Origin of the sequence: Streptomyces sp. P9-A4, assembly GCF_036634195.1 — a bacterium.
Classification (GTDB): domain Bacteria; phylum Actinomycetota; class Actinomycetes; order Streptomycetales; family Streptomycetaceae; genus Streptomyces.
In genome coordinates this window covers 1,110,735-1,124,566 of record NZ_JAZIFY010000001.1, presented here as the reverse complement: position 1 = coordinate 1,124,566, position 13,832 = coordinate 1,110,735, and the positions used below count along the sequence as shown (strand labels likewise).

The 13,832-nt window shown below is 70.7% G+C and carries 13 protein-coding genes; 12 read left to right on the top strand and 1 reads right to left on the bottom strand.

The genetic code is table 11. The features are described from left to right. Nucleotides 1–23: 23 nt before the first annotated feature. A complete protein-coding gene (gene bldD / locus V4Y03_RS04925) occupies nt 24–524 on the bottom strand; it encodes a transcriptional regulator BldD (protein WP_015032294.1) in 501 nt (166 codons plus the stop codon). A gap of 246 nt (nt 525–770) precedes the next feature. Between bldD and pyrR the strand changes: the two genes are divergently transcribed. The 12 genes from pyrR to coaBC all read left to right on the top strand — a co-directional run bounded on the left by pyrR (nt 771) and on the right by coaBC (nt 13,720). After that, nucleotides 771–1,337, top strand: a complete 567-nt coding sequence (gene pyrR, locus V4Y03_RS04920) for a bifunctional pyr operon transcriptional regulator/uracil phosphoribosyltransferase PyrR (RefSeq protein ID WP_317874996.1) — start codon at nt 771–773, stop codon at nt 1,335–1,337. Nucleotides 1,338–1,424: 87 nt separating this feature from the next. Beyond that, nucleotides 1,425–2,405 (top strand): aspartate carbamoyltransferase catalytic subunit, encoded by a 981-nt coding sequence (locus V4Y03_RS04915; RefSeq protein ID WP_332434139.1) that lies wholly within the window; start codon nt 1,425–1,427, stop codon nt 2,403–2,405. A 2-nt stretch (nt 2,406–2,407) separates the two neighbouring features. Next, nucleotides 2,408–3,721 (top strand): dihydroorotase, encoded by a 1,314-nt coding sequence (locus V4Y03_RS04910; protein WP_317874998.1) that lies wholly within the window; start codon nt 2,408–2,410, stop codon nt 3,719–3,721. After that, nucleotides 3,718–4,290, top strand: a complete 573-nt coding sequence (locus V4Y03_RS04905; protein ID WP_332434137.1) for a PH-like domain-containing protein — start codon at nt 3,718–3,720, stop codon at nt 4,288–4,290. Before V4Y03_RS04910 ends, V4Y03_RS04905 begins: the two co-directional genes overlap by 4 nt. Beyond that, the gene (gene carA / locus V4Y03_RS04900; RefSeq protein WP_332434136.1) at nt 4,287–5,429 is read left to right on the top strand and encodes a glutamine-hydrolyzing carbamoyl-phosphate synthase small subunit; all 1,143 of its coding nucleotides are present in this window, start codon (nt 4,287–4,289) and stop codon (nt 5,427–5,429) included. Before V4Y03_RS04905 ends, carA begins: the two co-directional genes overlap by 4 nt. Then, entirely contained in the window at nt 5,422–8,730 is a 3,309-nt protein-coding gene (gene carB / locus V4Y03_RS04895) for a carbamoyl-phosphate synthase large subunit (RefSeq protein WP_317875001.1), read from the top strand. Before carA ends, carB begins: the two co-directional genes overlap by 8 nt. 73 nt (nt 8,731–8,803) lie before the next feature. Continuing rightward, entirely contained in the window at nt 8,804–9,913 is a 1,110-nt protein-coding gene (locus V4Y03_RS04890) for a quinone-dependent dihydroorotate dehydrogenase (protein WP_332434134.1), read from the top strand. Between the two features lie 53 nt (nt 9,914–9,966). Then, nucleotides 9,967–10,797 (top strand): orotidine-5'-phosphate decarboxylase, encoded by an 831-nt coding sequence (gene pyrF / locus V4Y03_RS04885; RefSeq protein ID WP_332437110.1) that lies wholly within the window; start codon nt 9,967–9,969, stop codon nt 10,795–10,797. Nucleotides 10,798–11,139: 342 nt separating this feature from the next. After that, on the top strand, nt 11,140–11,463 hold the full coding sequence (locus V4Y03_RS04880; RefSeq protein WP_017242220.1) for an integration host factor: 324 nt from the start codon (nt 11,140–11,142) through the stop codon (nt 11,461–11,463). Nucleotides 11,464–11,536: 73 nt separating this feature from the next. Next, entirely contained in the window at nt 11,537–12,100 is a 564-nt protein-coding gene (gene gmk / locus V4Y03_RS04875) for a guanylate kinase (protein WP_317875003.1), read from the top strand. 28 nt (nt 12,101–12,128) lie between these two features. Continuing rightward, nucleotides 12,129–12,401, top strand: coding sequence for a DNA-directed RNA polymerase subunit omega (rpoZ, locus tag V4Y03_RS04870; protein ID WP_017242218.1), 273 nt, complete (start codon nt 12,129–12,131; stop codon nt 12,399–12,401). Between the two features lie 59 nt (nt 12,402–12,460). Continuing rightward, on the top strand, nt 12,461–13,720 hold the full coding sequence (gene coaBC / locus V4Y03_RS04865; RefSeq protein WP_332434129.1) for a bifunctional phosphopantothenoylcysteine decarboxylase/phosphopantothenate--cysteine ligase CoaBC: 1,260 nt from the start codon (nt 12,461–12,463) through the stop codon (nt 13,718–13,720). Nucleotides 13,721–13,832 lie beyond the last annotated feature (112 nt).

Here is a 13,832-nt window from a genome sequence, read left to right as displayed (position 1 = left end):
TTCTGCTGTGTCCCCTTAAGGGGTCAGTTCTCCTCGTGGGCGACCGCGCGGCGCGCGTCCGCGTCGAGGACGCCCCAGCTGATGAGCTGCTCGGTGAGGACCGAGGGGGACTGGTCGTAGATCACGGCGAGGGTGCGCAGGTCGTCCTGACGGATCGACAGCACCTTGCCGTTGTAGTCACCGCGCTGCGACTGGATCGTCGCGGCGTAGCGCTGGAGCGGGCCCGCCTTCTCCTGCGGCACGTGTGCCAGGCGCTCCAGATCGAGGACCAGCTTCGGCGGCGGCTCGGCGGCCCCGCCCGGGGTCGTGCCCGGCAGCAGTTCCTGCACCGGCACCCCGTAGAAATCGGCCAGCTCGGCAAGGCGCTGCACGGTCACCGCGCGGTCGCCACGCTCGTACGAACCGACCACGACGGCCTTCCAGCGGCCCTGGGACTTCTCCTCCACCCCGTGGAGCGAGAGACCCTGCTGGGTGCGGATGGCGCGGAGTTTGGCCCCGAGCTGCTTTGCGTATTCGCTGGACATAACGCTCCCGGACGCTGTGACGACATGCGGCTGCGCCGCGCGGCTGGTAACTCACTGTGAGGTTACGCAGCGTTACTCTTTCCCGTCAAGCCGAATGGTCCGTACCGCCTCCTCCCGGGGGACGGCGCCCGGAGTGGCGCGAGGGGGGCGAGGAGGTCCGCGTCCGCCCCCTGGTATCGTTGATGTCGCAAATCCGACGTCCTTTAAGAGCCGTCCCGTGAGGCGGAGAAGGAGGTCCGTTTTTTCATGGACACTCAGCAGCAGTACAGCGATGAGGCACGGCCCGTTCTCGAGGCCCCGGACATCGCGCGGGTCCTGACCCGCATCGCACACGAGATCGTCGAGCGCGCCAAGGGCGCCGACGACGTGGTTCTCCTCGGCATTCCCACCCGCGGCGTCTTCCTCGCCCGCCGGCTCGCCGAGAAGCTCGAATCGATCACCGGCACCAAGGTCCCGGTCGGATCCCTCGACATCACCATGTACCGGGACGACCTGCGACTGAAGCCGGCCCGCGCCATCGGCCGCACCGATATCCCCGCCGACGGCGTCGACGGCCGTCTCGTCGTCCTCGTCGACGACGTGCTCTTCTCCGGCCGCACCATCCGCGCCGCCCTCGACGCCCTCGGCGACATCGGCCGCCCGCGCGCCGTCCAGCTCGCCGTCCTCGTCGACCGCGGCCACCGCGAGCTTCCGATCCGCGCCGACTACGTCGGCAAGAACCTCCCCACGTCGTTGCGGGAGACGGTCAAGGTCCAGCTCGCCGAGGAGGACGGCCGCGACACCGTCCTGCTCGGTTCCAGGCCCGCCGCCTAGCCGGACCGGCCTTCCCCCGCGGGGCCGGGGCACACCCCTGCGCCCCCGCATGCCCTCACACCCTCCCCACCACGGAGAGACACCCCGATGATGCGTCACCTCATCTCGGCCGCCGACCTCACCCGCGACGACGCCGTCCTGATCCTCGACACCGCCGAGGAGATGGCCCGGGTGGCCGACCGGCCCATCAAGAAGCTGCCGACCCTGCGCGGCCGGACCATCTGCAACCTGTTCTTCGAGGACTCCACCCGTACCCGGATCTCCTTCGAGGCCGCCGAGAAGCGCCTCTCCGCCGATGTGATCAACTTCGCGGCCAAGGGCTCCAGCGTCTCCAAGGGCGAGTCCCTCAAGGACACCGCGCAGACCCTGGAGGCCATGGGCGTCGACGCGGTCGTCATCCGGCACGGATCCTCCGGCGCCCCCTACCGCCTCGCCACCTCCGGCTGGATCGACGCCCCCGTCATCAACGCCGGCGACGGCACCCACCAGCACCCCACCCAGGCCCTGCTGGACGCCTTCACCATGCGCCGCCGCCTGGTCGGCCGCGACACCGGCCTCGGCCGCGACCTCGCCGGCAAGCGGATCACGCTCGTCGGCGACGTCCTGCACAGCCGGGTCGCCCGCTCCAACGTGGACCTGCTGCACACCCTCGGCGCCGAGGTCACCCTGGTGGCCCCGCCCACCCTCGTCCCCGTCGGCGTCGAGACCTGGCCCTGCGAGATCTCCTACGAGCTCGACCGCGTGCTGCCGAAGTCCGACGCGGTGATGATGCTGCGTGTGCAGCGAGAGCGGATGAACGCCGCCTTCTTCCCGACCGAGCGCGAGTACTCGCGCCGGTACGGGCTCGACGGCGAGCGGATGGCGAAGATGCCCGAGCACGCCATCGTCATGCACCCCGGCCCGATGGTCCGCGGCATGGAGATCACCGCCGAGGTCGCCGACTCCGACCGCTGCACGGTCGTCGAGCAGGTCACCAACGGCGTCTCCGTCCGGATGGCCGTCCTCTACCTGCTTCTGGGCGGCAACGAGTCCGCCGTCAGCCACACCCGTACCGAGGAGAACAAGTAACCATGGGCAAGACTCTCATCCGCGGTGCGAAGGTCCTCGGCGGCGAGGTGCTGGACGTCCTCGTCGAGGGCGAGACCATCGTCGCCACCGGCCGGCAGGGCGAAATCGACTGGAGCGGCACCGGTCTGTCCGCCGAGGGCGCCACCGTGATCGAGGCCGAAGGCCAGATCCTGCTGCCCGGCCTCGTCGACCTCCACACCCATCTGCGCGAGCCCGGCCGCGAGGACTCCGAGACCGTCCTCACCGGCACCCGCGCCGCCGCCTCCGGTGGCTACACCGCCGTCTTCGCCATGGCCAACACCCACCCGGTCGCCGACACCGCCGGCGTCGTCGAGCAGGTCTACCGGCTCGGCAAGGAGTCCGGCTACTGCGACGTGCAGCCGATCGGCGCCGTCACCGTCGGCCTGGAGGGCAAGAAGCTCGCCGAGCTGGGCGCCATGCACGACTCCGCCGCCGGCGTCACCGTCTTCTCCGACGACGGCAAGTGCGTCGACGACGCGGTCATCATGCGCCGCGCCCTGGAGTACGTGAAGGCCTTCGACGGCGTCGTCGCCCAGCACGCCCAGGAGCCCCGCCTCACCGAGGGCGCCCAGATGAACGAGGGCATCGTCTCCGCCGAGCTGGGCCTCGGCGGCTGGCCCGCCGTCGCCGAGGAGTCGATCATCGCCCGCGACGTCCTCCTCGCCGAGCACGTCGGCTCCCGCGTCCACATCTGCCACCTCTCCACCGCCGGCTCCGTCGAGATCGTCCGCTGGGCCAAGTCCCGCGGCATCGACGTCACCGCAGAGGTCACCCCGCACCACCTCCTCCTCACGGACGAGCTGGTCCGCTCGTACAACCCGGTCTACAAGGTCAACCCGCCGCTGCGCACCGAGAAGGACGTCCTCGCACTCCGCGAGGCGCTGGCCGACGGCACGATCGACATCGTCGCCACCGACCACGCCCCGCACCCGCACGAGGACAAGGACTGCGAGTGGGCCGCGGCCGCCATGGGCATGGTCGGGCTGGAGACCGCGCTCTCCGTCGTCCAGCAGACGATGGTGGAGACCGGCCTCCTCGACTGGGCCGGCGTCGCCGACCGGATGTCCTTCGCCCCCGCCCGCATCGGACGGGCCACCGGCCACGGACGACCCGTCTCGGCTGGTGAGCCCGCGAACCTGACGCTGGTCGATCCGGCTTACCGTGGTGTCGTGGACCCCGCGGACTTCGCCTCCCGCAGCCGCAACACTCCCTACGAGGGCCGTGAGCTGCCGGGACGCGTCACCCACACCTTCCTGCGGGGCCGGGCAACGGTCGTGGACGGGAAGCTGGCGTGACACCACTCATCGCAATCGCCGCAGAGGCAGCCGATCAGAAGTCGGCGGAGGTGACCGACTGGGCCGGAAGGATCGGCTGGGTCGCCGGACTGCTGCTCTTCGTCGCCTTCGTCTACTGGCTGATGCGCCAGGGCTGGAAGTGGCGCGGCAGCATCCAGTCGGACCTGCCCGAGCTTCCCACCGCGCCCGAGGCGGCCGGTACGGCCAGACTGACTCTCAGCGGGCGCTACCACGGGTCCACGACCGCCGGGCAGTGGCTCGACCGGATCGTCGCCCACGGCCTCGGCGCCCGCAGCCGCGCCGAGCTCACCCTCACCGACGCCGGGCTGGTGGTCGTACGCCCCGGGGCGAACGACTTCTTCGTCCCGGCCGAGGCCCTGCGCGAGGCCCGCCTCGACAAGGGCATCGCGGGCAAGGTCCTCGCCGAGGGCGGCCTGCTGATCGTCACCTGGGCGCACGGCGGCACACTGCTCGACTCCGGTTTCCGGTCCGACCGGGCGGCCGAGCACACCGCCTGGGTCGAGGCCATCAACTCCATGACCAACACGACGGAAGGCATCGCACGATGACGACCTCCACCCGGGGAACCAGCAAGGTTCCCGCCGTACTCGTCCTGGAGGACGGCCGCATCTTCCGCGGCCGCGCCTACGGGGCCGTGGGGGAGACCTTCGGCGAGGCCGTGTTCTCCACCGGCATGACCGGCTACCAGGAGACCCTCACCGACCCGTCGTACCACCGCCAGGTCGTCGTCATGACGGCCCCGCACGTCGGCAACACCGGCGTCAACGACGAGGACCCCGAGTCCGGCCGCATCTGGGTCGCCGGCTACGTCGTCCGCGACCCCGCCCGCGTCTCCTCCAACTGGCGCGCCCGGCGCTCGCTGGACGAGGAGCTGCGCAACCAGGGCGTCGTCGGCATCTCCGGCATCGACACCCGCGCCCTCACCCGCCACCTGCGCGAGAGCGGCGCCATGCGCGTCGGCATCTTCTCGGGCAACGCGCTCCCCGACGAGGGCACCATGCTCGCCGAGGTCCGCCAGGCCCCCGAGATGAAGGGCGCGAACCTCTCCGCCGAGGTCGCCACCAAGGAGACCTACGTCGTCCCCGCGATCGGCACGAAGAAGTTCACCGTCGCCGCCGTCGACCTCGGCATCAAGGGCATGACCCCGCACCGGATGGCCGAGCGCGGCATCGAGGTCCACGTGCTGCCCGCCACCGCCACCGCCGAGGACATCTACGCCGTCCGGCCCGACGGAGTGTTCTTCTCCAACGGCCCCGGCGACCCGGCCACGGCCGACGGCCCCGTCTCCGTCATGAGGGCCGTCCTGGAGCGGAAGACGCCGCTCTTCGGCATCTGCTTCGGCAACCAGATCCTCGGCCGCGCGCTCGGCTTCGGCACCTACAAGCTGAAGTACGGCCACCGAGGCATCAACCAGCCGGTCCAGGACCGCACCACCGGCAAGGTCGAGGTCACCGCGCACAACCACGGCTTCGCCGTCGACGCGCCCCTCGACAAGGTCTCCGACACGCCCTACGGGCGCGCCCAGGTTTCCCACGTCTGTCTGAACGACCAGGTCGTCGAAGGCCTCCAGCTGCTCGACCAGCCGGCCTTCTCCGTCCAGTACCACCCCGAGGCGGCCGCGGGCCCGCACGACGCCGCGTACCTCTTCGACCGTTTCGTAGCCCTCATGGAGGCCGAGCGTGCCTAAGCGCACCGATATCCAGTCCGTCCTGGTCATCGGCTCCGGCCCGATCGTCATCGGCCAGGCCGCCGAGTTCGACTACTCCGGCACCCAGGCCTGCCGCATCCTCAAGGCCGAGGGCCTGCGGGTGATCCTGGTCAACTCCAACCCGGCCACGATCATGACCGACCCGGAGATCGCCGACGCCACGTACGTCGAGCCGATCACCCCCGAGTTCGTCGAGAAGATCATCGCCAAGGAGCGCCCCGACGCCCTCCTGCCCACCCTCGGCGGCCAGACCGCGCTGAACACCGCGATCTCCATGCACGAGCAGGGCGTCCTGGAGAAGTACGGCGTCGAGCTCATCGGCGCCAACGTCGAGGCCATCAACAAGGGCGAGGACCGCGACCTCTTCAAGGGCGTCGTCGAGGCCGTCAAGGCCAAGATCGGTTACGGCGAGTCCGCCCGCTCGGTCATCTGCCACACCATGGACGACGTCATCAAGGGCGTCGAGACGCTCGGCGGCTACCCCGTCGTCGTCCGCCCCTCCTTCACCATGGGCGGCGCCGGCTCCGGCTTCGCCCACGACGAGGAGGAGCTGCGCCGCATCGCCGGCCAGGGCCTGACCCTCTCGCCGACCACCGAGGTCCTCCTGGAGGAGTCCATCCTCGGCTGGAAGGAGTACGAGCTGGAGCTGATGCGCGACAAGAACGACAACGTCGTGGTCGTCTGCTCCATCGAGAACTTCGACCCGATGGGCGTCCACACCGGTGACTCGATCACCGTCGCCCCGGCGATGACGCTCACCGACCGCGAGTACCAGCGGCTCCGCGACATCGGCATCGCGATCATCCGCGAGGTCGGTGTCGACACCGGCGGCTGCAACATCCAGTTCGCGATCGACCCGGTCGACGGCCGGATCATCGTCATCGAGATGAACCCGCGCGTCTCCCGCTCCTCGGCGCTCGCCTCCAAGGCGACCGGCTTCCCGATCGCCAAGATCGCGGCCCGTCTCGCCGTCGGCTACACGCTGGACGAGATCCCGAACGACATCACGGAGAAGACCCCGGCGTCCTTCGAGCCCACGCTCGACTACGTCGTCGTCAAGGCCCCGCGCTTCGCCTTCGAGAAGTTCCCCTCCGCCGACTCCACGCTGACCACGACCATGAAGTCGGTCGGCGAGGCCATGGCGATCGGCCGCAACTTCACCGAGGCGCTGCAGAAGGCCCTGCGCTCCCTGGAGAAGAAGGGCTCGCAGTTCACCTTCGTCGGCGAGCCCGGTGACAAGACCGAGCTGCTGCGCGAGTCGGTCCGCCCGACCGACGGCCGCATCAACACCGTCATGCAGGCCATCCGCGCCGGCGCCACCCCGGAGGAGGTCTTCGACGCCACGAAGATCGACCCCTGGTTCGTCGACCAGCTCTTCCTGATCAAGGAGATCGCCGACGAGCTGGCCGCCGCCGAGAAGCTCCACCCGGAGATCCTCGCCGAGGCCAAGCGCCACGGCTTCTCCGACGCCCAGATCGCCGAGATCCGCGGTCTGCGCGAGGACGTCGTCCGCGAGGTCCGGCACGCCCTGGGCGTCCGCCCGGTCTACAAGACGGTCGACACCTGCGCCGCCGAGTTCGCCGCCAAGACCCCGTACTTCTACTCCTCGTACGACGAGGAGACCGAGGTCGCGCCCCGCACCAAGCCCGCGGTGATCATCCTGGGCTCCGGCCCGAACCGCATCGGCCAGGGCATCGAGTTCGACTACTCCTGCGTCCACGCCTCCTTCGCCCTGAGCGACGCCGGCTACGAGACCGTGATGGTCAACTGCAACCCGGAGACCGTGTCCACGGACTACGACACCTCCGACCGCCTGTACTTCGAGCCGCTGACGCTCGAGGACGTGCTTGAGATCGTCCACGCGGAGACGCTGGCCGGCCCCGTCGCCGGTGTCGTCGTCCAGCTCGGCGGCCAGACCCCGCTGGGCCTGTCGCAGGCGCTCAAGGACAACGGCGTGCCGGTCGTCGGCACCTCCCCGGAGGCCATCCACGCCGCCGAGGACCGCGGCGCCTTCGGCCAGGTCCTCGCCGAGGCCGGCCTGCCCGCCCCCAAGCACGGCACCGCCACCACCTTCGCCGGCGCCAAGGCCATCGCCGACGAGATCGGCTACCCCGTCCTCGTACGCCCCTCGTACGTGCTCGGCGGGCGCGGCATGGAGATCGTGTACGACGAGGACCGGCTGTCCTCCTACATCGCCGAGTCCACCGAGATCAGCCCCACCCGGCCGGTCCTGGTCGACCGCTTCCTCGACGACGCCATCGAGATCGACGTCGACGCCCTCTACGACGGCACCGAGCTCTACCTCGGCGGCGTCATGGAGCACATCGAGGAGGCCGGCATCCACTCCGGCGACTCGGCCTGCGCCCTGCCCCCGATCACCCTCGGCGGCTACGACATCAAGCGGCTGCGCGCCTCCACCGAGGCCATCGCCAAGGGCGTCGGCGTGCGCGGTCTGATCAACATCCAGTTCGCGATGGCCGGCGACATCCTCTACGTCCTGGAGGCCAACCCGCGCGCCTCCCGGACCGTCCCCTTCACCTCGAAGGCGACCGCCGTCCCGCTCGCGAAGGCCGCCGCGCGCATCTCGCTCGGCGCCACCATCGCCGAGCTGCGCACCGAGGGCCTGCTGCCGAGGACCGGCGACGGCGGCACCCTGCCGCTCGACGCGCCGATCTCCGTCAAGGAGGCCGTGATGCCGTGGTCGCGCTTCCGCGACGTGCACGGCCGCGGCGTCGACACCGTCCTCGGCCCGGAGATGCGCTCCACCGGCGAGGTCATGGGCATCGACGCGGTCTTCGGCACGGCCTACGCCAAGTCGCAGGCCGGCGCCTACGGCCCGCTGCCCACCAAGGGCCGCGCGTTCATCTCGGTCGCCAACCGCGACAAGCGCTCGATGATCTTCCCGGCCCGCGAGCTCGTCGCCCACGGCTTCGAGCTGCTCGCCACCTCCGGCACCGCCGAGGTCCTCAAGCGCAACGGCATCAACGCCACGGTCGTCCGCAAGCTGAGCGAGGGCGAGGGCCCCAACGGCGAGAAGACGATCGTCCAGCTCATCCACGACGGCCAGGTCGACCTGATCGTCAACACCCCGTACGGCACCGGTGGCCGCCTCGACGGCTACGAGATCCGTACCGCCGCGGTGGCGCGCAGCGTCCCCTGCCTCACCACGGTCCAGGCGCTCGCCGCGGCCGTCCAGGGCATCGACGCGCTCAACCGGGGCGACGTGGGCGTCCGCTCGCTCCAGGAGCACGCGGAGCACCTGACCGCGGCCCGCGACTAGCAGCCCGTACGGAGAGGGGGGACACCGGCAGGATCTGCGGTGTCCCCCTCTTCATGACCTGGAGCCACTCAGCATGTACAAGTTCTTCTTCAACCTGGTCTTCAAGCGGATGGACCCCGAGAAGGCCCACTACCTGGCCTTCCGCTGGATCCGCCTCGCCGCCCGGACCCCCGTCCTGCGGACCTTCGTCGCCGCCGTCCTCGCGCCCCGGTACAAGGAGCTGCGCACCGAGGCCCTCGGCCTGCGCATGCACGGTCCCTTCGGGCTCGCCGCCGGCTTCGACAAGAACGCCGTCGCCATCGACGGCATGTCGATGCTCGGCTTCGACCACGTCGAGATCGGCACGGTCACCGGCGAGGCCCAGCCCGGCAACCCCAGGAAGCGCCTCTTCCGGCTGATCCCGGACCGCGCCCTGATCAACCGCATGGGCTTCAACAACGAGGGCTCCGCCGCCGTCGCGGAGCGTCTCGGCGCCCGCGAGGCGGTCTTCAGGACCACCGTCGGCGTCAACATCGGCAAGACCAAGGTCGTCCCCGAGGCCGAGGCCGCCGCCGACTACGTGAAGTCCACCGAGCGTCTCGCCGCGCACGCCGACTACCTGGTCGTGAACGTCTCCTCGCCGAACACCCCGGGGCTGCGCAACCTCCAGGCCACCGAGTCCCTGCGCCCGCTCCTCACGGCCGTACGGGAGGCCGCCGACCGCACGGTCACCGACCGCCGGGTCCCGCTGCTCGTCAAGATCGCCCCCGACCTGGCCGACGAGGACGTCGACGCGGTCGCCGACCTGGCCCTGGAGCTCGGTCTCGACGGCATCATCGCCACCAACACCACCATCGCGCGCGAGGGCCTCGGCCTGAAGTCCGACCCGGCGCTGGTCAAGGAGACCGGCGGGCTGTCCGGCGCGCCCGTCAAGGAGCGCTCCCTCGCGGTCCTCAGGCGGCTCCACGCGCGCGTGGGCGACCGCCTGGTCCTGGTGGGCGTCGGCGGCATCGAGAACGCCGAGGACGCCTGGCAGCGCATCCTCGCCGGTGCCACCCTGATCCAGGGGTACAGCGCCTTCATCTACGAGGGCCCGTTCTACGCCCGCGCGATCCACAAGGGCCTCGCCGCGCGCCTCGCCGCCTCCCCGTACGCCACCCTCGCCGAGGCCGTCGGCGCCGACAACCGAAAGGCCGCCAAGTGACCGCCCTCCCGTCGCCCGGCCACCGCCCCTCATCGACGCCCTCCGGGCGGCCCCTGGCCTTCGGCACCCGCCTGCGCTCCGCCATGGACGAACGCGGCCCGCTCTGTGTCGGCATCGACCCGCACGCCGCCCTGCTCGACTCCTGGGGTCTGGCCGGCGACATCGCCGGCCTGGAGCGGTTCACCTTCACGGTCGTGGAGGCGCTCGCCGAGACCGTCGCCGTCTTCAAGCCGCAGTCCGCCTTCTTCGAGCGCTTCGGCTCGCGGGGCATCGCCGTCCTGGAGCGCGCCACCGCCGATCTGCGCGCGGCCGGCGGCCTGGTCGTCATGGACGCCAAGCGCGGCGACATCGGCTCCACCATGGCCGCCTACGCGGAGACCTTCCTGCGCAAGGACTCCCCGCTCTTCTCCGACGCGCTCACGGTCTCCCCGTACCTCGGCTACGGCTCCCTGAAGCCGGCCGTCGACCTGGCCCGTGAGTCCGGCGCCGGGCTCTTCGTGCTGGCCCTCACCTCCAACCCGGAGGGCGCGGAGGTCCAGCGGGCGGTGCGTGAGGACGGGCGCACCATCGGCGCGACCATGCTCGCCCACCTCGCGGAGGAGAACGCGGGGGAGACCCCGATGGGCTCCTTCGGCGCGGTCGTGGGCGCCACCCTCGGCGACCTGTCCTCGTTCGACCTGGACATCAACGGCCCGCTCCTCGCCCCCGGCATCGGCGCGCAGGGCGCGACCCCGGCCGACCTCCCCGCCGTCTTCGGCGAAGCGGTCCGCAACGTCGTCCCGAACGTCAGTCGGGGAGTCCTGCGGCACGGTCCGGACACGGCCGCTCTGCGGGACTCCGCCCTCCGGTACGCGGACGAGATCCGCGTCGCGGTCGGCGGCTGAGCGACGTCCGCCCGGGTCCGCGGTCAATCCGCAGGTCGGAGCGGACGGGGTGTGATTTCCGAGGTGTTTCGGCCCGGTGAGACGAACCGTCCCACCGGGCCGTCTCACTCCTTGACGAAAACTTGGCCCAAAACCGGGTCGATTTGCCGGAAAAGTCCTGGTCGGTCGATGCTGACCAGGACTTTTCCGCTGTTCTCGCTGACTGGAGCGGCCTCGGCCGCTAGTCTCCGGGGCAGAGCAGGCGTTCAACGGCCACTCCGTTGAACGTTGCTCCACTGGTGTGGGGCGCTGGGTTCCTCACCGGTCCGTATCCGACAGATCGACATCCGAGGTGACGTAGGCGTGGCTCTTCCGCCCCTTACCCCTGAACAGCGCGCAGCCGCGCTCGAAAAGGCCGCCGCGGCTCGCCGGGAGCGGGCCGAGATCAAGAATCGACTCAAGCACTCCGGCGCCTCTCTCCACGAGGTCATCAAGACCGGACAGGAGAACGACGTCATCGGCAAGATGAAGGTCTCCGCACTGCTGGAGTCGCTGCCCGGCGTGGGCAAGGTCCGCGCCAAGCAGATCATGGAGCGCCTCGGCATCTCCGAGAGCCGCCGTGTGCGCGGTCTCGGTTCCAACCAGATCGCCTCCCTGGAGCGCGAGTTCGGCAGCACCGGCGCCTGATCCGGTGCCGGTCCGGCCGCCGGATCCGGGACACGCGTCCCGGGCACCCCGGTGAAGCTGGAATAATCGCTGCATGGCAGCAGAGGCACGTCCGCGGCTGACCGTGCTCTCCGGCCCCTCAGGGGTCGGCAAGAGCACGGTCGTCGCTCATATGCGCAAGGTCCACCCCGAGGTCTGGCTCTCGGTGTCGGCGACGACACGGAAGCCCCGCCCCGGCGAGAAGCACGGCGTCCACTACTTCTTCGTGACGGACGACGAGTTCGACAAGCTGATCGCCAACGGTGAGCTCCTCGAATGGGCCGAGTTCGCGGGCAACCGTTACGGCACCCCGCGCGGCGCGGTCCTCGACCGCCTGGACTCCGGGGAGCCGGTCCTCCTGGAGATCGACCTCCAGGGCGCCCGCCAGGTGAAGGACTCGATGCCCGAGTCCCAGCTGGTCTTCCTGGCCCCGCCGAGCTGGGACGAGCTGGTCCGCCGGCTCACCGGCCGCGGCACCGAGTCGCCCGAGGTCATCGAGCGCCGTCTCGCCGCCGCGAAGGTCGAGCTGGCCGCCGAGTCGGAGTTCGACACCACGCTTGTCAACACCTCCGTCGAGGACGTCGCACGTGAGCTGCTAACGTTGATGAACGTAGTCTGATTCTTTTTCCATCTTCGGAAGGTAGAGCGTGTCCTCTTCGATGACCGCGCCCGAGGGCATCATCAACCCGCCGATCGACGAGCTGCTCGAGGCCACGGACTCGAAGTACAGCCTCGTGATCTACGCCGCCAAGCGCGCCCGCCAGATCAACGCGTACTACTCCCAGCTGGGCGAGGGCCTCCTGGAGTACGTGGGCCCGCTCGTCGACACCCACGTCCACGAGAAGCCGCTCTCGATCGCGCTGCGCGAGATCAACGCGGGTCTGCTGACGTCGGAGGCCATCGAGGGCCCGGCTCAGTAAGCACGTCAACGTTCATCACCACAGGCCCGGCGGAACATCCGCCGGGCCTGTGGTGTCTCATGGAAGTCGTACGCATCCGAGCGCGGGGAGCAGCAGTGGGCGCAGCAGCCAAGCCGAAGGTCGTCCTGGGGGTCAGCGGGGGCATCGCCGCCTACAAGGCGTGCGAGCTGCTGCGCCGGCTCACCGAGTCGGGCCACGACGTCCGGGTCGTGCCCACCGACTCCGCCCTCCACTTCGTCGGCGCGGCCACCTGGTCCGCGCTCTCGGGACACCCCGTGTCGACCGAGGTGTGGGACTCCGTCCACGAGGTCCCACACGTCCGCATCGGCCAGGACGCCGACCTCGTCGTCGTCGCCCCCGCCACCGCCGACATGCTCGCCAAGGCCGCCCACGGCCTCGCCGACGACCTGCTCACCAACACGCTGCTCACCGCCCGCTGTCCCGTCGTCTTCGCCCCCGCCATGCACACCGAGATGTGGGAGCACCCGGCGACCCAGGAGAACGTGGCGACCCTGCGCCGCCGCGGCGCCGTCGTCATCGAGCCGGCCGTCGGCCGGCTCACCGGCGTCGACACCGGCAAGGGCCGGCTGCCCGACCCGGGCGAGATCTTCGAGGTCTGCCGACGGGTGCTGACCCGGGGCGCCGCCGCCCCCGACCTCGCCGGCCGCCATGTCGTGGTCAGCGCCGGAGGCACCCGCGAACCCCTCGACCCGGTCCGCTACCTGGGCAACCGTTCCTCGGGGAAGCAGGGGTACGCCCTCGCCAGGGCCGCCGCCGCCCGGGGCGCCCGGGTCACCCTCGTCGAGGCGAACACCGGCATCCCCGACCCGGCCGGCGTCGACGTCGTCCACGTCGGCACCGCCCTCCAGCTCCGCGAGGCCGTGCTCAAGGCCGTCGCCGACGCCGACGCGGTCGTGATGGCCGCCGCCGTCGCCGACTTCCGGCCCGCCGTCTACGCCTCGGGGAAGATCAAGAAGAAGGACGACGGCGGCGCGCCCACCGTCGAACTGGTCCGCAACCCCGACATCCTCGCCGAGCTGGCCGCCGAGCGCGCCCTGCCCGGACAGGTGGTCGTCGGCTTCGCCGCCGAGACCGACGACGTCCTCGCCAACGGACGCGAGAAGCTCCGCCGCAAGGGCTGCGACCTGCTCGTCGTCAACGAGGTGGGGGAGCGCAAGACCTTCGGCTCCGAGGAGAACGAGGCCGTGGTCCTCGCCTCGGACGGCGCCGAGACCCCCGTACCGTACGGTCCGAAGGAAGCCCTGGCCGAGACGGTCTGGGACCTGGTCCTGCCGCGGCTGCGCGCCACGACCTCCTGACACAGCGCGCTCCCCGGGGAGCGGTAACCCGGAGGGGCGCGTGTGATGTGCGCCCCATCGGGGGACGGACATCCTGTGACGGGGCGGGATTCACCCTCGCGGGGCATTCGCC